Below are 20,473 nucleotides of genomic sequence, written 5' to 3' on the forward strand. Positions count from 1 at the left end.
GCTGCAAGTCGCAAACCCTTGCATAGTCAGTTGTTGGCAATTCTTAAATCTTAAATTTCCAATCTAAGATCTAAATAGTATCACCTATTCTTTTTATGATCTTGACTCCTACGCTCCTTTGGCTGATAGCTGGGTCTTTGCTCTGTTTGGCAGAGCTATTTCTCCCGACTGCTTTTGTCGCTTTTATGATGGGACTGAGCGCCTTCGCGGTAGCTGGATGCTCTCTAGTTCTACCTTACGTTAATTTACAAATATTCCTGTGGATGGTATTTTCGACAGTTTTTGTGCTGGTGTCTCGGCGGTTGATACCAAAAGGCACCGCAAGGGCGATCGCAGATTCTCAGGAAGCCAAAACTTTAACAGAAATTCCCCCCGGAGAAGCCGGTCGAGTCATTTATGAGGGGAATTCTTGGCAAGCTCGCTGCGAAGACACGAAGGCCACTATCCCCCCCAACCAAAACGTAATTGTCGTCGGACGGAAAGGCACTACTCTGATAGTTTTGCCCGAAAATCTCTTGCATTCTTAAACAAAATGTGGAATTAATCACAGACAATTAGTAGTTAGTCATCAGTCATTAGTCATCAGTCATCAGTTTTTAGTCAAAAGTCATCAGTCATTAGTTTTTAGTCAAAAGTCAACATTTATAGGAGGCAACCGTGGAACAATTTTTTTTACTTGTATTTTTAGCACTTGGCGGCTCAGCCCTCGCAGGTTCCGTCAAGATTATCAATCAGGGAAATGAAGCGCTGGTGGAAACTTTAGGTAAATACAGTGGCAGGAGACTCGAACCAGGTTTGAATTTTGTCAAGCCGTTTCTCGATCGGGTCGTTTACGAACAAACAATTCGGGAAAAAGTCTTAGATATTCCTCCGCAAGCTTGTATTACCCGCGATAACGTTTCCATCACCGTTGATGCTGTGGTTTACTGGCGCATTGTAGACTTGGAAAAAGCTTGTTACAAAGTAGAAAATCTCCAGTCTGCAATGGTAAATATGGTGCTGACTCAAATTCGCGCCGAAATGGGTCAACTGGATCTCGAACAAACCTTTACTGCTCGTTCTCAAATTAATGAAATATTGCTCAGAGATTTAGATATTGTTACCGATCCTTGGGGAGTGAAAGTAACACGGGTAGAATTGCGGGATATTATCCCTTCTAAAACTGTACAGGAATCGATGGAATTGCAGATGGCAGCCGATCGACGCAAGCGGGCGGCAATTCTGACATCCGAGGGCGAACGCGAGTCAGCAGTTAACAGCGCCAAAGGTAAAGCAGAAGCGCAAGTTTTGGATGCAGAAGCGCGCCAAAAAGCGACTATTTTAGAAGCGGAAGCTCAACAAAAGGCGATCGTCTTGAAAGCTCAAGCAGAACGCCAAAGTCAGGTTTTGAAAGCTCAAGCTACTTCTGAGGCCTTGCAAATTATCGCCAAAACTCTGCAAAATGACCCCACTGCGCGGGAAGCTTTACAATTTTTGTTAGCTCAAAACTATCTGGATATGGGTCTAAAAATTGGCACCAGTGGCAGCAGCAAGGTGATGTTTATGGACCCGCGCAGCATTCCCGCTACGCTCGAAGGAATGCGATCAATCGTTGGGGAAGGTAATAATAATGACGTGAAAAAGCAGTCTTAGCTAGAATGAGCCATTGAAAGAGACTGGTAACTCTGTATGAGGGATGAAACTCCTCATACAGAGTTACCATGAATAGCAAAAATGATTGTGTCATCACGCACCACATTATTAAATAATCGGCGTTGCTGAATTAAGATATAATTGATTATGAGAGCAATTCACAAAAAACAATTTAACACAAGTTATATTCTATGAAATGTCCTGAATGTAAGTCAACTCATATCAATAAAAATGGGCGAAAAAAAGGCAAGCAGAACTACCTGTGTGTTACCTGTGGTAGACAATTTATAGACTGCTATGAACAGCACAGAGGTTATGCTCAAGAAGTGAAAGACGAATGCCTACAAATGTATGTTAATGGCATGGGTTTTAGGGAGATTGAAAGAGTAAAAGGGGTACATCATACAACAATTATGAATTGGGTTAAACAACAAGGATAACTCACAGCCCATAAAATCCTTATTAAGAATGATGCAAAATTTTAGGTTTCACCTTTTTTAAATTGGCTAACCCTCTCTTGAAATCGCCTGATATCTATTTAAACATCGATATTCAGGCAACTTCTCTTCGCCGTCAACCTAATAACTCGACACAGTTAAAACGATCGCCTCCCTATCTCCCAACACCAAACCATACTCCAAACCCTCAACAACCGCCTGATAAGAAGCATCCAAAATATTACCAGAAACCCCAACAGTCGTCCAGCGGTCTTGACCGTTGCTAAACTCAACCAACACGCGAGTTTTAGCAGAAGTTCCCGCACATCCGTCCAGAATTCGCACCTTATAATCGGTTAAGTTAAAATCAGTAATTGCCGGGTAAAAATTCCGCAAAGCCTTCCGCAAAGCCGCATCAAGTGCCGAAACCGGCCCGTTTCCTTCCGCGCATTCCAGAATATCTTGACCGTTAACAGTCACTTTCACCGTTGCTAAAGAATTAACTGTTTCCTCCCTACCTTTATCGCAGTGAACTTGAAAACCTTTGATTTCAAATAAACGCTTGCGCTTTCCCAAAGCCTCCCGCATTAACAATTCAAAAGAAGCCTCAGCCCCCTCAAATTGATATCCCTGGCTTTCTAAATCTTTCAATTTTTCCAGAATTTGGCGGCAAGCAGGATTTTTGCGATCGAGATCCATGCCAAAAGTGCGCGCCTTCGCCAAAACATTGCTCAAACCCGCTTGATCGGAAATCACAATTCGCCGCCTGTTGCCAATTTTTTCCGGTTCCAAATGTTCGTAAGTTAACGGATTTTTTTCAACAGCCGATACGTGAATTCCGCCTTTGTGAGCAAAAGCCGAAAGACCGACAAAAGGAGCATGATCATCGGGAGCTAGATTGACAATTTCACTAATTGATCGACTTACTTGAGTTAATTTAACTAATTGCTCGTCTTCAATGCAATTATGACCCAGCTTTAGCTGAAAATTAGGAATCAAGGAACATAAATCGGCATTGCCGCAGCGTTCGCCGTAACCGTTAATAGTTCCCTGTACCATCCTCACTCCTTCCCGCACAGCAGCCAAAGCATTAGCAACCGCAACTCCGGAGTCGTTGTGAGTGTGAATTCCTAATTGTAAAAATTTTTGTCGATTAGTTCCTAAAGATTCTAAAACATCGCGAACAACCTGACTGACTTCGTGAGGCAAAGTACCGCCGTTAGTATCGCAAAGCACCAGCCATTCTGCACCGGCATCGGCGGCTACTTCTAAAGTTTTAATAGCATAATCTCGATTGTGTTTGTAGCCGTCAAACCAGTGTTCGGCATCGTAAATAACGCGCCTGCCCTGACTCCGCAAATATTCAATTGTATCTCGAATCATCGCCAGATTTTCTTCTAGCGTGGTCTTCAAACTTTCAATAACGTGCAAATCCCACGACTTGCCAAACAGCGTCACCCAGCGAGTACCGGCGGACAAAATAGCCTGCAACATTTCATCATTAGCTGCCGTAGTTCCCGGCCGCCTAGTCGAACAAAAAGCTACAACTTCTGCTTGAGTTAGGGGCTGTTCTTTGAGACGCCAAAAAAATTGTACGTCTTTAGGATTCGCCCCCGGCCAGCCGCCTTCAATAAAGGGAATTCCTAAACTGTCTAACTGTCGAGCAATTCGCAGTTTGTCTTCGAGAGATAAGGAGAGTCCCTCGCACTGAGCACCGTCTCGCAGCGTGGTATCGTAGATCCAGAGCCGATTTGTCATGGGAAATTGCGATCGAGAAATTGGTAATATATCACTTACCATATTAGATGAATTTATTTGAATTTAATGCGATAATATATAGGAAAATTAACATAAATCTAACTGGGGTAAATTACTGTGGTCAAGGTACAAGCGCAAGGAAAAACATTTGAGTGCGATCGCGGAGCCAATCTCCGTGAAGTTTTGCTCAAAAACGGCATTGATCTCTACAACGGCAATGCCAAAGTCATCAACTGCCACGGCCTCGGCACTTGCGGCACCTGCGCCGTCACCGTCGAGGGCGAAGTTTCCGAGCCCCAGTGGCGCGAAAAAGCCCGACTTTCGGTTCCTCCCCATTCTTCCACCTCCAACCGCCGTTTGTCCTGCCAAACCAAGGTTTTAGGCGATATTAAGGTGACAAAATATGACGGTTTCTGGGGTCAAGGTTCTGAAACTGTCTGGAAACCCCAAGCATAGATTTTTTGTTAAGGAAGGCAGATAGGACGATCGCCTTGCCAGATAATCTGTAAGACTTGTGCAAGAATTCTAACTGTAAGGTGCACACGCGGCATCTTACCATAAAGAAATCCGAGAGATCTATCGATTTTAGATTTTAGATTTTAGATTTTAGATTGAAGCATTGACCCCACGGATAAATTCGGGGGGCAAGTTTCTCGGATACACGTTTTTTATTTATTTCTCCACGGATGAATCCGGGGGCTTGTATCCTAGATGCTTTCGGTTAAAAAACCCAGAAAGTCCATATAAAAGTTAATGAATTCATCTAAAGATATTCTGATTATTGGCGGCGGAATAATCGGCCTTTCGCTAGCAGTAGAACTGAAATTGCGAGGGGCATCTGTCGCGGTTCTCACCGCCGATTCTAAACAACCGACGGCGCGGGCTGCTGCTGGAATGCTTGCCCCGCAAGCCGAACGAATTCCCCCCAGTCCGATGCTGGATTTGTGCTTGCAAAGCCGCGCACTGTATCCCGCCTGGGTGGAACAGCTAGAAGATATTACCGGATTGAAAACGGGATATTGGCGATCGGGAATTCTCGCACCAGTTTGTCAAAATGAGCTTCAAGAAAAGCCACTTTTGTCAAACCTTAATTATCAATGGTTGGACAGAGATGCAGTTCGCCAGCACCAGTTTGGATTAGGTAAAGAAGTAATTGGCGGTTGGTGGTATCCTGACGACGCTCAAGTTGACAACCGCGCTTTATTTCGGACGCTTCAGGCCGCAACTAAAGAATTGAAGATTGAGATTATTCAAGGCAATGCAGGGGAAATTATTCGGCAGGGAAACCGAGTTTTTGGCATTGAAACAACAGCAGGAAAATTGCAAGCAGACCGTTATGTTTTGGCTGCGGGTGCTTGGTCTGAGCAGTTATTGAATGTTCCGGTTTTTCCAAGAAAGGGACAAATGCTGTCAGTATGTGTACCAGAAGATTGGGGAGTTATCCAGCCCCTGCAAACCGTTCTATTCGGGACGGGCATTTATATTGTGCCGCGTCAAGATGGCCGAATTATTATTGGTGCAACTAGCGAAAATGTGGATTTCACGCCGGGAAATACCCCTGCGGGAATCCAAACTTTGCTAGCAGGAGCGATTAAGTTATATCCCGAATTACAAAATTATCCGATTTTGGAGTTTTGGTGGGGATTTCGGCCGGCTACTCCTGATGAGTTGCCGATTTTGGGTGGTAGTGCTTGGGAGAATTTGACATGGGCTACGGGGCATTACCGCAACGGCATTTTGTTGGCTCCGGTGACGGCTAAATTATTGGCGGATTTGATGTGGGAGCAAAAGTTAGATCCGTTATTGGCTGCTTTTCATTATTCGAGGTTTCCTGAATCTTGGAAGGTTGAGAATGGTAAATAGTGAGATTTGTTGCTTTTTTTAAGACTAGGCAGAGGCGCATAACGAGAAACGAAAGTCAACCAAAAGGATATTTTTTGCTATAATCTAATCAGCACAATAGGGTTTTGTAAGTTATGACTTTCAGTGATGTGGTCGAGACGATCAAGAATCTTTCTACTGACGAAAAGCAAGAGCTTCAACTGTTGTTGAAGCAATATCTCCGGGAAGAACGTCGCGAAGAGATGTATCAAAACTTTAAGTCAGCGCAGATTGAACAACAAAAAGGTGAACTGAAATTTTCGGCTAACATCAATGAACTCAGAGTGACGAAAGGGTACTTTTCTACTTTACAGAAGACGGAAAAGCCGTGTTTGTAGATTTGGGAAGTCATGATGAAGTATATTAATCGACACAACAGTGGCTACAGTACCGCTGTAAGTAGCGCGCCAAACCATTTTTTTGTAAGTCCTCAATTAGTTGGCATCCTGTTTTTTGGGTTGGTTTAATTCCCTGCATTTAGCGGCAGCCAAATCGTAAGCATTTTGGTAATCGCTACCGCCTAACATCAAATCCCCGTAATATTCATAAGGTTGATTGCCATAAATCGGCAGCGGGTCGTCTTCAGGATAATCTTCTTTTGATTCTTCTAGGATTGCTTTGAGTTTCTTGACGCTGAAGCGCTGGACTGGGAAGTAATGAATGTCTTGAGCGATGAAACCGAGATGAGGAAAGGTTGGGTCAACAATTCGCTCGTCGAGTTCAATCCAGCTATACTCGATGGGTTTATATGGCACTCCGGGCACAGCTAAAAAGCCTTGAACATAAATTGCGCCCTCGGTGGCTAATGCTGCTTTACAGGCGTTGTCAAAGCAGTTTTTACGGTTGCTTTTGATGCGAGCGGCCATTTCAATAGAAAGCGTCTCATCTAATAGTTCGGTCATAATCCCTTCTAGTCGCGTGTGCGATTAGATTGTAGCAAATCCGAGCTATCTCCGAGCACAAAAAACGCAGGCAATTGCGATCGCTCCTCAAATTCTCTTCTCAAGGACTTTAGCCAAAATCCTCTGCGGTTGTGGATGTTGTGTCAGCTTTGGTTTCCGGGGCAGGCGGTTTCTCGATCGCCCTTATAGCCCGCCAATACAAAGTTTTCGCCAGTATCCCAACTTTTGAGCGTGCGATCGAGTTGGGCTAGAACCCGGTAGAGTAAAGTGTGGCACAGACGATGCAAGCAAAAATAGTGGCATAAATTACTGAATGGCGTGCAACCAACCAATGATATTCATGCCTTCCGGTGCAGCGATTTGTTCGGCTGTTGACAGGCTTCACAGTTTTTTCTGTAAACAAAGCAGAGTTGTGATAACCTCATAAATGTGCAAAAATCGGTTCCAACAAAAAAACCTTTGGAAGAAACGGGGAAAGTTCGGCGTAAATCCGCCCCTGTCCCGCAAATGTAATGAGATTATACAGTCTCTACGGTTCCGCATCACTTGCAATTCCTAACTGAATTATCGCTAACAGATTATCTGTAACGACTGTCAAGAGAGCCATCCGCTATCTCAATTTTGCTTCAAATCATTGCGACATACCATCCCACCCAAGAAATTATTCTGCTAACAAATGACGGTCAAATAGAAATCGATTTTCTGCAACAATTAGAAATTACTCTGGCCGTTTGTTATGAGGAACTACGTCAATGCTGGGATTAATTTTAGCTTAGCGAAACCACCAAAAGGACGAGCTAATGAACTAAATATTATCAGCAGTTTTGTAAACTCTGGGTCAATTTTCAACCGCGATTCACCCAATTACCTGCAAAAAAACAATTCCAAAAATAGCCAGCATCTCCTGATGGTAAGCTAAGCACTGATCCACACACCATAGACATACTGAATGAAAAACGCGATCAAAAAGTCGGATTTTGTGCTAGCTCCTTATATGAAGAGCAACAACTTGAAAGCTAGTTGCCAAATATTCAATACAGTGATTCCTTATACATTTTTATGGTTTTTAGCCTTTAAAGCGGCTGCCATTTCTGTATTCCTGCTGCCGCCGATAATGGTGTTGATGACACTTTTTTCAGGACGTTGTTTCTCTTTGATGCACGATTGCGGACACTATTCTCTTTTTAGCTCCAAAAAAGTCAATCGCATTATGGGTTTTATGCTAGGTATCATCAATGCGATTCCTCAGTACCCCTGGTCGAGGGGACACGCTTATCACCACAAACATAATGGTAATTGGGATATGTACCGAGGCCCTTCGGCGTTGATATCCACCGAAAAATTTGCGGCGCTAAGCCCATTTAGTCAAAAGATTTATCAGTTACTCAGACACCCATTGATGCTGTTTCCCGGTGGTTTTTTCTATCTAATTATTAAGCCAAGACTCGCGCTCATCTTGGGAATTACGGGTTTTATCCGACATATTTTTGCTTGTCTCAAGCAAGATTTTGGCATGGGTTTATCTGCAATCCTTGCTTCTTATAAATCCAAACATTGGTATACGACGGCTGAATTTTGGGATTTACTGTTCAACAATATTTGTGTTGTTGGTAGCTGGATTTATCTGAGCAACTTACTGGGGTTTGGCTTTTTCTGGAGTGTTTACTCAATTGTCATGACTTGTTCTGCAGCGATATTTATCTGTATTTTCTTTGTTCAGCATAATTTTGACGGTTCCTACGCCCACAAAACAGAGGGCTGGGACTATCTGCTGGGCGCAATAGAAGGCAGCAGTTATCTGAAACTACCAACTATTCTTAATTGGTTTTCGGCTGATATTGCTTACCACAATATTCATCATCTCTCTGAGCGAATACCTAACTATAATCTTCGGGCTTGTCACAATGCTAATATTCACCTGCTGGTTAATTCAAAATCACTGACAATTCGCGATATTCCTGACTGCTTCCAATTCATTCTTTGGGACGCTGCTTCAGATAGTCTGCAATCGATTAAATTATTTCAACGACAAGAAGAAATTTCTTTGAGTAATGTAGCTAATTAAAATCGGTGGGCAATAAATTTGGTTGCTTCTTTATCCCCACAATCCTATGATCTCGTTTCCGGTTGCACCGGAATTATATAGAGGACACAGCAGTGCTGTGTCCCTACACGGATTAATTGTAGGGACACAGCTCTGCCGTGTCCAGGCTGTGAATAATATTAATTCCGATGCTAGCGGATTTGATATAACTCAAAGTATCTGTCACTTGTCAATGCAGCAATTCCTCTAATTTTTGCTGGTTCCACAAATACTGATAAAGCCCTGTTTGCCCTACCAATTCAAGGTGAGTGCCGCTCTGAACTATTTCTCCTCTCTCCATCACAAAAATGCGATCGGCACTGGCCGCCGCTGACATTTGATGCGAGATAAAAATTACTGTTTTGCGATCGGTTCCCGTTGCCAAGTTTCGCAAAATGTCGGTAGCAGTTTGATTGTCAACGCTGGAAAGAGCGTCATCCAAAATGAGCACGGGGGCGTCAACTAACAAAGCGCGAGCAAGTGCTGTCCGCTGCCGTTGTCCGCCGGATAAAGTAATGCCGCGCTCGCCGACAACTGTTTTGTACTGCTGGGGAAAGTTGAGGATTTCGGCGTGAATTTGCGCTTGTTTTGCTGCGGCTTCAATCTCCGGCTGTTCCGCTAAAGGGTTTCCGTAGCGGATGTTATTCTTGATGGTAGTGCCGAACAGGAAACTTTCTTGCGGAACGTAGGCGATCGCCCCGCGCAATTCGGTCAATTTTACCTCGGTAATATCCTGTCCGTCTACAAATAACTGACCCCGATCGATGTCCAGCAGTCTGGGCAGTGCATTAGCTAAAGTTGATTTTCCTGAGCCGATCGCCCCAACGATTGCGACAGTTTCTCCCGGTTTTATGGTAAAATCAACATCTTTAAGCGCGGGTGTCTTAGCGCCGGGATACGTATAATTTAGATGGCGAGCCGCAATTTCGCCTTTGACTGGAGTTGCAAGTTCAACTGCATCGGCAGTATCCTTAATTTGCGGTTCCACAGTCAGAATTGATTCGATGCGATCGACACTCACTTCTCCCCGCTGGTAAGCAGTAATTGTGAAACCCAACAGCGCCGTCGGAAACACCAAACGCTCCACATAAATCAGCAACGCCACAAAATCGCCAATGCTAATTTGGCCATTAGCAATTGCCCCCCCACCAGCAGAAAGCAGCACCAACAAACTAATGCTTGCCAAACCGCCCAGCAGCGGAAAAATAAAGTTTCTAGTTTTTGCTAATTCCAAGTTTGCTGATAGCAACTTCGCATTGGAATTGCGAAAAGCTCGGCGTTCGTTTTCTTCTTGAGCGTAGATTTTAATTACGGACATCCCGCTCATATCTTCCTGAATTAAATCGCTCATCGCCGACAATTCCTCTTGCACGGCTAACTGTTGGATGCGAAGTTTGTCGCTAAATAACTGTACCAAAACCAGCATTAAAGGATAAACTGCGATCGCAAACAACGTCAGCCTTACATTAATCCCCAACATCACCGGCAAAGTCAAAGCATAGGCAAATGCCGTATTCGCCAAACTCAGCACTGCAAACCCCACCAAGCGCCGAATATTGTCCAAATCGGAAGTAGCCCGGTTAATTAAATCTCCTACCGTATTGGCTGCAAAATAAGACGGTTCTAATGTTAATAAATGATTAAATATTTGCTGTTTGAGGTCAAATTCTACTTGACGCCCCACGCCAAACAGCAGAATCCGCGACACCATCCGAATTACCCACATAATGGAGGCGAGGATCAGAATTAGTGCCACGAAGTTGAAAACTTCGTCAAATTTAGTCGCAACTTGGAGAGTGTCAACTGAATTCCGAATCAGCAGGGGAATGTAAACGCCCACAGCATTGACAATTAATAGCGAAAAAATGCCCCAGAATGTTGGCTTCCAGTGCGGGCGCATATAAGAGCCGAGTTTTTGCAGTCGAGAATAACGAGCCATAGGAAGAAGGAAGAAGGAAGAAGGAAGAAGGTTCGGCAGCGGATTTTGTAACGGATGTAACGGATGGATGCTGAAGGAAGAAGGAATCTTCCTCAAGGTTTTCAGCAATTAAGAACGTCCTAATAGTCTTGGCGGTTGCTATAGGGATGAGAATTAAATAAAATCCACTTTTCATGACTGTTGTGGGATGGGCGTCCCGCCCGTCTATTGGGGACGGGCGGGACGCCCATCCCACAAGAAAAAAGGGAAATTATTTAATTGACGATCCATAGAAGGTAGAAATCTGAAAAAAGAATAGAAGCTCTATCGAAAGGTAGATGACGGAAAACACAAGTTAAGAAATTTTTAATAAAAATTCTGCTTTGGGATAACGCGCCATCAAAATTAGGTTTTGACCTCAACCAAAACCTGAGTATATCGATATGTAACAAACCACATTATATCTGTGGCGACACGAGATATGTGGGGACACGGCAATGCCCTGTCCTTAGCCACCCGGAACGATCGCCCAAATCTCCCATCCGTCCCCGCAATCCCGCCCAGCGTTGAGTCGCGCTACAATCAAAAATCGATCGACTTAGCACTCAGCCTCAGAGAGTGCTAAATTTGCTAATGTAAGCGATTGGAGACAAACATGACCAAAATAGTTGCATTTAGCGACAAATCTCGGCGGGCACTAGAACGCGGCGTCAATCAACTCGCCGATGCAGTCCGCATCACCTTGGGCCCGAAAGGCCGGAACGTCCTATTGGAAAAGAAATACGGCGCTCCCCAAATTGTTAACGACGGTATCACCGTTGCTAGGGAGATCGAACTCGAAGACCCCCTGGAAAATGCCGGCGCTCGCTTAATTCAAGAAGTCGCCTCCAAAACTAAAGATATCGCAGGCGACGGCACAACAACCGCAACGGTTCTAGCTCAATCCCTCATTCGCGAAGGTTTGAAGAATGTCGCAGCAGGCGCAAACCCAGTCGCGCTGCGCCGGGGTATTGAAAAAACGATCGCCCACTTGGTGCTGGAAATCGAGAAATTGGCGAAACCCGTCGAAGGGGCTGCAATTGCTCAAGTCGCCACTGTCTCCGCCGGTAACGACGAAGAAGTCGGCGCCATGATTGCCCAAGCAATGGAAAAAGTCACCAAAGACGGTGTAATTACTGTTGAAGAGTCGAAATCTCTGACAACAGAATTGGAAGTTGTCGAAGGGATGCAGTACGATCGCGGATATCTTTCTCCGTATTTCGTCACTAACACCGATCGCATGGAAGTCGAGTACGAAAACGCTCGCATCCTGATTACCGACAAAAAAATTAGCTCGATTCAAGAACTAATTCCAGTTCTCGAAAAAATCGCCCGCACAGGTCAACCGCTGCTAATTATCGCCGAAGATATTGAAGGCGAAGCTTTGGCAACTCTGGTAGTCAACAAAGCCCGCGGCGTATTGAACATCGCAGCAACGAAATCTCCTGGTTTTGGCGAGCGGCGCAAAGCTATGCTTCAAGATATCGCCGTTCTTACTGGCGGTCAACTGATTTCCGAAGAAGTCGGACTCAGCATCGATACCGCAACCCTAGAAATGCTCGGTACCGCCCGCAAAATTACGATCGACAAAGAAAACACGATCGTTGTTGCTGGCGAAGAACACAAAGCTGACGTGCTAAAACGGATCGAGCAAATCCGCAAGCAGCTAGAAGCGACGGATTCCGACTACGACAAGGAAAAGCTAACCGAACGCATCGCCAAACTCGCCGGCGGCATCGCTGTAATTAAAGTCGGCGCAGCTACCGAAACCGAACTCAAAGACCGTAAACTGCGTATTGAAGACGCTTTGAACGCTACTAAAGCTGCTGTGGAAGAAGGTATCGTTGCCGGCGGTGGCACGACGCTAATTCACCTGATTACAAAAATAGATGCGATCAGAAATACTTTAGACGCCGAAGAACAAGTAGGCGCTGACTTGGTGAAGAAAGCTTTGGAAGCACCTTTGCGTCAAATCGCTGATAATGCGGGTGTTGAAGGTTCGATCGTCATCGAGCGAGTGCGGGCGAGCGAGTTCAACATTGGATACAACGCTCTCACCGACGTGTACGAAGATATGATTGCCGCCGGGATTATTGACCCGGCTAAGGTGGTGCGATCGGCTTTGCAAAATGCCGGTTCCATCGCTGGTATGGTTTTGACAACTGAAGCTGTGATTGTCGAAAAACCCGAGAAGAAAAAAGCCGGCGGCGACATGGGCGACATGGGCGGCATGGGCGGCATGGGCGGCATGGGTGGCATGGGCGGCATGGGCGGCATGGGCGGCATGGGCGGCATGGGCATGATGTAATCTTCAGCCATTAGTTTGTAGTCTGTAGAGTGCGCCATAAGCACCCTGGGTGTAAACAAGCGCGTCTTATTTACTACCAGTCTACTGTTTGACGATTAAGGCAGTTTATCCCCCCGGCATCCCCTGATTGTCCGGGGGGATTTTTCATTCTCTTGTAGGGGCAATCCCCCCGTGCTTGCCCCGATATTTGAAACACCGATTCCCTCCTCCGTGGAGGGGGTAGGCACGGGGACACTACCCTACAAAATCGCGATTTTCATGAGAATGAAACCGCCCTGCTTCTTAAGGGAGATGCAATGGGGCTCGGCGTTAAGCTATAAGCGATAGATCTCAGGGATTTTAAGCTGAAGTTGACAGCTATGCAGCGCGCGCCCTCGGTCAACTAAAATCCTTCGCAGAAACCGCGTCTCCCCCTCTGCCCTGATCCTTTAAGATGACGGAGTTACATTGTTGCTGTGCAAGTCTTGAGGAGATTGAAACAGAGTTTCGAGATAAACTCTCGCAGCTTGGCGATAACTGCGCGAAGCTTCAGGCGTACCGCTATCGGCATTCTGCAACAAAAACAGCGACAGGGCCGCGCAAAATACTCGGTCTAGATCCCATTCGGGATGGGTTTCTAGGTAAGTTTTGAGAGAATCGTGCAGCGTTTCGGGAATTTCAGCAAAAATACTGACTGTTGGGTTCATCATTTTTTTTAGTTTCGCTAATAAATTGAAAACAGAACCCCCCCTTCGGCCGGATACAGGTGCAGGCACAGCCGAAATCAGAGCGCTTTTTTTTAGGTCGGTCGCATCATTGTGCGCTATGAGGGGGTGGGTTTGTCAATGTTGCGAAATATTACAAACTCCTTTATATAAAAAAAAGGTTTACGAAAGAATGAGCTTTTTAGGGCATTTTTTGTTACATATCTTTATGTATTGGGGGGGTTTATAAGGAATTAGCCAGCAAGTTAAGGAAATCCCCAATTCCGCAGCAAGATGCTACCGTGCCGTTAATTTCTGTGGAAAACTTTGTCGTATCTGTGGAAAACCTCAGACTTGCCTGTGGAAACGCTGTGGAATGTTTAGGGAAAAGTCAGGGAAAAAATAAGAATTGCAAAGGGCATGGGGCATGGGCATTGGGCATGGGGAATGGGGCATGGGGCGTTGTTGACTGTTGACTGTTGACTGTTGATTAATGTTATTGGTTATTTGTTATTAGCCACTGCAAAGGATTAACAACTGACAACTGACAACTGACAACAGTCAACTGACAACAGTCAACTGACTAAGTGCCACTCTGCCGCTTTTTGCCGGATGGTTGCCAATTCGGCCGGCGGCATTTTGTCGAGATTGGCTAAGATAAAGCTCATGCGACCGATCGACTGAAGTTTGTCCCGGTGGCGCGCTAGGAAATCCCAGTAGAAGAAGTTGAAGGGACAAGCATTTTCGCCCGATCGCACTGTGCGATCGAATTTGCACCCCCGACAATAATCGCTCATTTTATTAATGTAATTGGCAGAAGCAGCATAGGGCTTCGAGGCCAACACACCGCCGTCAGCAAACAAACCCATGCCCAGCACATTAGTCTGCATTACCCAGTCATAGGCATCCACAAACGCACTGTGGAACCATTTTTCTAGCTCCTGGGGCGAGATTCCCGCAATTAGACCAAAATTGCTCAAAATCATCAACCGCTGGATATGGTGCGCGTAACCGCTGCCTTCGACTTGAGTTAAAACTTGGCACAAACAGTTCATATCTGTTTTACTAGCGTCCCAAAAAAACTCCGGCAGCGGCTGAGTATGGTTGAACCAATTCTTTTCAAAATAATCAGCATCCACGTAAAAATACACACCGCGAATGTATTCTCGCCAGCCCATAATTTGGCGGATAAAACCTTCGACGCCGTTTAAATTTAAGTTTTTTTCGAGGTAGGCCGTTTCGGCCGCTTGAATAATTTCTAAAGGATGAAGTAATCCAATATTGAGATATGGAGAAATTAGGGAATGCCACATTGTTTCCTCTCCCGTTACCATCGCGTCTTGATAAGGGCCAAAAGCAGGGAGACACTGTTCGATGAAATTATCTAATACTTGCAATGCTTGCTCTCGTGTAACCGCCCAGCGAAAAGGTTCAATCTTGCCGTAAGTTGGGAAAGATAGAGATTTAACTTGTGCGATAACTTCTTGAGTTATGGCGTCCGGTTCAAACCATAAAGGTTTCGGGGTATCCAGTTTTCCTTTGGGTGGCTGACGATTTTCTTTGTCAAAATTCCACTTCCCTCCCACAGGTTTATTGCTGCTATCCATTAAAACTTGAAAACGCTGGCGGCTGGCTCGATAGAAGTCTTCCATTAACAAACGTTTGCGGCTTGAAGCCCAATCTTTGAATTCTGTTTCTGTCCAGAGGAATTGATTGTTGGGAATTAGGGTTGTTTGACAGGGGAGTTGCAAGTTTTGAACGATCTGTAAAAAAGGTCGATCGTTCGGAGCCATCACCTGCACTTCGGTGATATTGTGAGCTTGTATCCAAGCTTTGAGAGGTGCTTCAAAGTCCTCCGATTTTGTGTAAGTAACTTGCCATCCACCGTCGCGCAATTCTTTCGCGAAGTGCCGCATCGCCGACCAAATTAATACTAATTTTTGTTGGTGGTAGCGCCGCTGTTGAACGTGCTGCCAAGATTCAATTAAAATTATCGGTAGGGAGGATTTATCATCTGTGCGGTTGAGAGCAACTTGGTTCTCCCACAATTGATCGCCTAATATCCAAACGCCAACAGTCATTTTACTTTTTGTGGGTGAAAGTTATTTTTTACTTTTTATGAGACCTGGGGGTCTAGTCAAGAAACTTAATTTATTGACCACTCACAACTCATAAGTTTTTAGGTTATCCTGAAAACTTACTAGAGCATAACATTGATTTCCAAAGATAGGGACACCGACCAGCAAAGTTAAATTTTATGTCTGTGTATCCTTCAGATGTCAATAACTTGGTCAGCGTCTCTACTGAAAAGAATTTAATGTGACCGTTATCCCAAAGAACGGTAAAATGTTGATCTAGTTTGCCAGAGACCGCTAAAGCCAGATTTTTTAAATAGCCGTGATATGGTGTGGAAATAATTAATCTTCCTCCCGGCTTGAGGCATTTTTTCGCAGTTTTTGCTAGTTCTTTAGGATAAAGCAAGTGTTCGATTACTTCAATAGCTAAGACAACATCAAATGAGTTCAAAATATCGGTATCTGGAAGGTCGTAAATATCTGCTTCGATAAACTGACATTCGGGGAAACTTTGACGGGAGATGGCAATTCCGGCCGCTGAAGTGTCAACGCCGACAACTTCGCAGCCGTGCTCTGCGATAACGTGACTGAGGCTGCCATTGCCACAGCCGAGATCCAAAACTAGGAGTTTTGTCTTGCTGGTCTGCTGAAGTGTCGCCAGCATTTCTAAAAGGGGAGATATCAAATATGCGTGATGATATCTCGGACGGTTGTTTGTGTAATAATACGTATAATTGCTAAAGTTTTTTTTCATCGATTAAGCTATGGAGATTATTGCCGAGACCGCGAATTTACCGAGCGTGGGTGCACTGTTTGAGCTAAGGTTCCCCACATTAGGGTTGTCAGAGTCGATCGGCAGCTCGATCGTCTCATTCTTTTTGTTTGACAGGTGAATTATTGTCACTGAATCAATCAGATGGCAAAAGAAATATTTGACAAGGTGCAAAATCTCGCATCGCTCATCTCTGGCCCATTTCTCGAAGGCCTTGGGAAAGAAAAAGTCCGATCGAACAAGAATGATCTCTGTACACTAGCCGGAAACCGAACTTTTTGCCTGTTAATTGGGGGCGAGTGCATCTATGCGATTCTAGCTTCAAGCCACTGCGGTATGTCCACCCGACGCTTTTTGCAGCCTGAAAAATAGGCACCTGGGCGATCGGGTGTCACTCGCTCCGAGAATTGTGAAGGGAAGTGTGACCGAAATCACAGGCATTTGCCCAACAAATTGCTGAGCATCTTTTAGTCCACACACTTAGAATCGAGATTACTACAGTGGCTTCTATAATTGTGTTTAAATGTTGTTCTGAAGCTGTGTTGTCCAGTCAGCAGAGCCCCCTAGACAGATTCATGCTTTCGGTCTGGTTTATTTCACTGTAATGGTCGCTGTTGGGTGTTGCACCTTAATTTAGATATTTCCTATGGTTAAGTTAGGTCAATCCTCCTTTCGCCGTATTTTACTGTCGCGGATTTTGTTGCTCAGCGTACCTGTTCTACTGGTGGGGGAGTATGTTACCTATCGCAAGGCACGCTCGACGCTTCTGGAAACTGCTCGTCAAAACTTGACAGAAAGTGCAGTCAGAAAAGCAGACACTATTGAACAGTGGGCGAAATCGCTGAAGTCGAATCTGATCGGCGCTTCGGAAAGCTCGATGTTGCAGTCGGTAGATCCGAAGGATTATCAAAAGTTTATCGCCCAATTAGGGCAGCGGTTGCCAGCGCAGGTTGATTGCTTGCAATTGACTAATTTAAAGACAAATCAAGTGATAGCAAGCACTTGCGGGCAACAGCCGATTCAGTCCTTGCCCGCAAAATTTTGGCCACCCGTACAGCAGCAGCAAACGCTGCTGGACGACAAGAGCGTTTACATCAGTCTGTCCTTACCTCCGCAGCGACAGGGGACAGCAAACGATCAGAAGATGGCTTTGGGGGCTGAGGATTTTCCCGATGCGGGTAAAGAAGGCTCCGATAGCCAAGCGAGTTTGGTGTTGAGCGCTCCTGTTTACATTCGTCGGGGCAATACCCTGCAGTTGAGTTATGCTTTGAGTTTGCAGTCGGCATTGCCTGTGCAAACCAGCGCTCCCAAGGGTTCTTTAGCCGGCTATACGGTGGCGATCGACCAAGATGGGACGATCTTGGCGCACCCGAATATCAACCGCGTGGGCCGCAATATTGACCAAGAGGCAGATGCCGCTCGACTAAAAAGTATTGTCAGAAGGGCGATCGCCGGCGGCACAGCTTTTCTCCACCTATTTTCCTTTGAAAGAAATGGTGTAGAGTTGCTAGCAGGATACGCCGCTATCCCGAGTCCTTCAACTACACAGGAGAACAGCAAGTGGATTATTTTAGCTGTCTCTCGTTTAGATTACGCTCTGTCGGGTTTGGAAGAAATTCAGCAAGTTTTATTTAATTTAATTGTAGGTTTGGTTGCTGCTAGTATCATCGCGACTTTATATCTGTCTCGCGACTTGGCGCGTCCTGTGGAAAAACTGAGAGACTACGCGATGAAAGTAGATACAGAAGCGTCGCAGACAGTGCCACAAAATTTCCAAATTAGGGAATTCAATCAACTATCAGAAGCACTAAACAGCATGGTGCAGGGTCTCAGATCCAGGGCCAAAGAATTGGAAGTCGCAACCAAGGAAGCGCAAGTTGCCAATCAATTAAAGAATGAATTTTTGGGCAATATTTCTCACGAATTGAGAACCCCGCTCAACGGGATTATTGGTTTTATTCAAATTGTCCGGGACGGCTACTGCGATGACCGAGATGAAGAAATGGAATTTTTACAGCGGGCCCACGACTCGTCAATGCAATTGCTCAATATTATTAATGATATTTTGGACATTGCTAAAATAGAATCCGGCACGTTCTCCATGATGTTAGAAGTAGTTGATATTACTCAGGTACTTGAAGACGCGATTGATTTGCAAGCGACTCCAATCGAGGAAAAAGGCTTGAAGTTAAGTTTGCCAGCTCCTCACGATCCGATTATTGTTCATGCCGATCCGGAGAAGCTAAAACAGGTTTTTTTAAATGTTTTGAGCAATGCGGTTAAGTTTACAGAGTCGGGCAGCATTAATATATCTGTGCGGTTAGAGTCGAGGACTAATTCTGGTAGTTTTAACGGCAGTGGGGAAAGTACGACTGGCACCAGCGGTCAAAGCGATTGGGTGGTGGTGACAATTAAAGATACGGGAATTGGTATAGATCCCGAGCACCAGCAGAAATTGTTTCAACCTTTTGTGATGGCTGATGGTTCTACAACTCGCAAGTTTGGCGGTAACGGTTTGGGCTTGGCTATCTCGCGAAGGATAATGGAATCTATGATCGGAAGCATTACCCTGCACAGCGCGGGCGTGAATCAAGGTACTACGGTGATGATTTCTTTGCCGGTAAACCAGCAGTCAAGTTTTTATTTTCACAGCCCCGACTTAGTAACGGAAAAGGGAAATTTCAAAAGTTGAGGAGTGATGTTCCCAATCTAAAATCTAAAATCTAAAATCTAAAAGGGTATTAGGGGCTGTCCGCCGAGTTCGAGGGATTTGCTCAAAGTGCTGAGAATGCGGATTAATTCGACGGAGGCGGCGCCCGAAGAGGTAAGACAGGGGGTATTTGTTTGCACGCAATTGAGGAAGCGATCGCACACTCGCCTCAGCGGTTCTACTTGTTCTAAACTCAACACTTCGCGGTGTCTGAGGCTTGTTGGCTGCGGCGCGATCCTCTTCGTTGGCGTAGCCCCCATAGGGGCGGGCTTCGCTAACGCACTTTCAAAAGAGTTATTCTCTTCGCCTCCCCAATCTGGATTGCCACGCTGCACAATCAGGGGAGTTTCTGGCGACATTTCGTCAAAAATCAAGGTTCCCAAACTGCCAACAACTGTTAAGCGCCGTTGTTTGTCGGGATTTAGCCAGCACAGATGAATAAATGCTTGAAATCCGTCGGGATAGGTGAGCGTTACCCAAACTAAATCTGCTAGTTTTTCTGCAGGATTAGTACCCAGCAGTGAAGGAGAAAATTGATTTTCAATTTCTGCTGCTTCTTGATTTATTCCTTGTTCCTTCTTCCTTGTTCCTTCTTCCTTGTTCCTCCTTCCTTCTTCCTTCGGAAAAACAGTGCCGATCGCCCTTACTTCAATTGGCGTTTGTTCCAACCAAGTATTGAAAATAGCGATATCATGAATAGCCAAGTCCCAAAGGGCATCAACGTCATGGCGCACCGGTTCAAAATGGGTGCGCTGGGCGTAACCGTAGCGCAATTTTCCGAGTTGATGCTGTTGAATAATTCTTTGGCCTCGATCGACTGCTGGATGAAACAGATAAGTGTGGTCAACGAAGAGTTGCCGCTGCTGTTTTTCGGCTAATTGACAAAGTTCTATTGCTTCAGTGAGGTTGATGGCGAGGGGTTTTTCTGCTAAGACGTGATAGCCTTGTTTCAGCGCTGCTGCTGCGAGGGTATAGTGTGTGGAAGCTGGAGTAGCGATCGCCACAGCCTGCAGTCTCGGCAAGGCTTGCACTTGAAACCAATCGGTAGCTAGAATCACCGAAACATCCAGATTAAACTGTTTTTGAACGGCTGCCAATGAATCTTGATTCGGGTCTACCACCGCTAAAACTTCGCTGTTGGGATGTTCGAGAAAGTTGCGAATTAAGTTAACTCCCCAGCGACCTGCACCCAATACAGCTATTCCGATTTTCATTGATTATAATTTCAAAAATCGCACCGGAATTATAGCATATTTTGTTATTATTATCTATGTT

17 protein-coding genes and 1 pseudogene are annotated in these 20,473 nt (G+C 45.2%); 11 read left to right on the forward strand and 7 right to left on the reverse strand.

Going from position 1 to position 20,473, the window contains the following annotated elements; translation table 11 throughout:
- Nucleotides 1–95 precede the first annotated feature (95 nt).
- The 3 genes and pseudogenes from QUA03_RS00710 to QUA03_RS00720 all read left to right on the forward strand — a co-directional run.
- A complete protein-coding gene (locus QUA03_RS00710) occupies nucleotides 96–527 on the forward strand; it encodes an NfeD family protein (protein WP_333208874.1) in 432 nt (143 codons plus the stop codon).
- A gap of 130 nt (nucleotides 528–657) precedes the next feature.
- Nucleotides 658–1,632, forward strand: coding sequence for an SPFH domain-containing protein (locus tag QUA03_RS00715; RefSeq protein ID WP_333208876.1), 975 nt, complete (start codon nucleotides 658–660; stop codon nucleotides 1,630–1,632).
- Between the two features lie 191 nt (nucleotides 1,633–1,823).
- Nucleotides 1,824–2,069, forward strand: a pseudogene (locus QUA03_RS00720) (IS1/IS1595 family N-terminal zinc-binding domain-containing protein); the annotation flags it as partial.
- Nucleotides 2,070–2,210: 141 nt separating this feature from the next.
- Here QUA03_RS00720 and cimA read toward each other — a convergent pair.
- Entirely contained in the window at nucleotides 2,211–3,869 is a 1,659-nt protein-coding gene (cimA, locus tag QUA03_RS00725) for a citramalate synthase (protein ID WP_445304806.1), read from the reverse strand.
- A 75-nt stretch (nucleotides 3,870–3,944) separates the two neighbouring features.
- Between cimA and QUA03_RS00730 the strand changes: the two genes are divergently transcribed.
- The 3 genes from QUA03_RS00730 (at nucleotide 3,945) to QUA03_RS00740 (ending at nucleotide 6,046) form a co-directional block, all read left to right on the forward strand.
- Complete coding sequence (locus QUA03_RS00730) at nucleotides 3,945–4,283, forward strand: 2Fe-2S iron-sulfur cluster-binding protein (protein WP_333084631.1); 339 nt, start codon at nucleotides 3,945–3,947, stop codon at nucleotides 4,281–4,283.
- A 297-nt stretch (nucleotides 4,284–4,580) separates the two neighbouring features.
- Nucleotides 4,581–5,690: a glycine oxidase ThiO gene (thiO, locus tag QUA03_RS00735; RefSeq protein ID WP_333208878.1), complete on the forward strand. Its 1,110-nt coding sequence runs from the start codon at nucleotides 4,581–4,583 to the stop codon at nucleotides 5,688–5,690.
- Between the two features lie 113 nt (nucleotides 5,691–5,803).
- Nucleotides 5,804–6,046, forward strand: coding sequence for a hypothetical protein (locus QUA03_RS00740; protein WP_333208879.1), 243 nt, complete (start codon nucleotides 5,804–5,806; stop codon nucleotides 6,044–6,046).
- A gap of 96 nt (nucleotides 6,047–6,142) precedes the next feature.
- Here the strand turns inward: QUA03_RS00740 and QUA03_RS00745 are convergent, their stop codons facing one another.
- Nucleotides 6,143–6,610: a hypothetical protein gene (locus QUA03_RS00745; RefSeq protein WP_190734193.1), complete on the reverse strand. Its 468-nt coding sequence runs from the start codon at nucleotides 6,608–6,610 to the stop codon at nucleotides 6,143–6,145.
- A 621-nt stretch (nucleotides 6,611–7,231) separates the two neighbouring features.
- Between QUA03_RS00745 and QUA03_RS00750 the strand changes: the two genes are divergently transcribed.
- Nucleotides 7,232–7,375 (forward strand): hypothetical protein, encoded by a 144-nt coding sequence (locus tag QUA03_RS00750; protein ID WP_333208881.1) that lies wholly within the window; start codon nucleotides 7,232–7,234, stop codon nucleotides 7,373–7,375.
- Between the two features lie 274 nt (nucleotides 7,376–7,649).
- Nucleotides 7,650–8,675 carry a fatty acid desaturase gene (locus QUA03_RS00755; RefSeq protein WP_333208883.1) on the forward strand — a complete coding sequence of 342 codons (1,026 nt, stop codon included), beginning with the start codon at nucleotides 7,650–7,652 and terminating at the stop codon, nucleotides 8,673–8,675.
- Nucleotides 8,676–8,883: 208 nt separating this feature from the next.
- Here QUA03_RS00755 and QUA03_RS00760 read toward each other — a convergent pair whose 3' ends face one another.
- On the reverse strand, nucleotides 8,884–10,632 hold the full coding sequence (locus QUA03_RS00760) for an ABC transporter ATP-binding protein (RefSeq protein WP_333208940.1): 1,749 nt from the start codon (nucleotides 10,630–10,632) through the stop codon (nucleotides 8,884–8,886).
- A 445-nt stretch (nucleotides 10,633–11,077) separates the two neighbouring features.
- On the opposite strand from QUA03_RS00760, the gene QUA03_RS00765 reads away from it, so the two are divergent.
- Both QUA03_RS00765 and groL read left to right on the forward strand, forming a co-directional pair.
- Nucleotides 11,078–11,236 (forward strand): hypothetical protein, encoded by a 159-nt coding sequence (locus tag QUA03_RS00765; RefSeq protein ID WP_333208885.1) that lies wholly within the window; start codon nucleotides 11,078–11,080, stop codon nucleotides 11,234–11,236.
- A 30-nt stretch (nucleotides 11,237–11,266) separates the two neighbouring features.
- A complete protein-coding gene (gene groL / locus QUA03_RS00770; RefSeq protein WP_333208886.1) occupies nucleotides 11,267–12,958 on the forward strand; it encodes a chaperonin GroEL in 1,692 nt (563 codons plus the stop codon).
- Between the two features lie 428 nt (nucleotides 12,959–13,386).
- Here groL and QUA03_RS00775 read toward each other — a convergent pair whose 3' ends face one another.
- The 3 genes from QUA03_RS00775 to QUA03_RS00785 all read right to left on the reverse strand — a co-directional run bounded on the left by QUA03_RS00775 (nucleotide 13,387) and on the right by QUA03_RS00785 (nucleotide 16,470).
- The gene (locus QUA03_RS00775) at nucleotides 13,387–13,644 is read right to left on the reverse strand and encodes a DUF2811 domain-containing protein (RefSeq protein ID WP_050813024.1); all 258 of its coding nucleotides are present in this window, start codon (nucleotides 13,642–13,644) and stop codon (nucleotides 13,387–13,389) included.
- Between the two features lie 572 nt (nucleotides 13,645–14,216).
- A complete protein-coding gene (locus QUA03_RS00780) occupies nucleotides 14,217–15,722 on the reverse strand; it encodes a cryptochrome/photolyase family protein (RefSeq protein WP_333208888.1) in 1,506 nt (501 codons plus the stop codon).
- Nucleotides 15,723–15,825: 103 nt separating this feature from the next.
- Entirely contained in the window at nucleotides 15,826–16,470 is a 645-nt protein-coding gene (locus QUA03_RS00785; protein ID WP_333208889.1) for a class I SAM-dependent methyltransferase, read from the reverse strand.
- 664 nt (nucleotides 16,471–17,134) lie between these two features.
- Here QUA03_RS00785 and QUA03_RS00790 point away from each other — a divergent pair.
- Nucleotides 17,135–19,180, forward strand: coding sequence for an ATP-binding protein (locus tag QUA03_RS00790; RefSeq protein ID WP_333208891.1), 2,046 nt, complete (start codon nucleotides 17,135–17,137; stop codon nucleotides 19,178–19,180).
- A 38-nt stretch (nucleotides 19,181–19,218) separates the two neighbouring features.
- On the opposite strand, the gene QUA03_RS00795 is transcribed toward QUA03_RS00790, so the two are convergent.
- Nucleotides 19,219–20,412 (reverse strand): Gfo/Idh/MocA family oxidoreductase, encoded by a 1,194-nt coding sequence (locus QUA03_RS00795; protein WP_333208892.1) that lies wholly within the window; start codon nucleotides 20,410–20,412, stop codon nucleotides 19,219–19,221.
- Nucleotides 20,413–20,473 lie beyond the last annotated feature (61 nt).

Origin of the sequence: Microcoleus sp. S36b_A4 (assembly GCF_036700645.1) — a bacterium.
Classification (GTDB): domain Bacteria; phylum Cyanobacteriota; class Cyanobacteriia; order Cyanobacteriales; family Microcoleaceae; genus Microcoleus.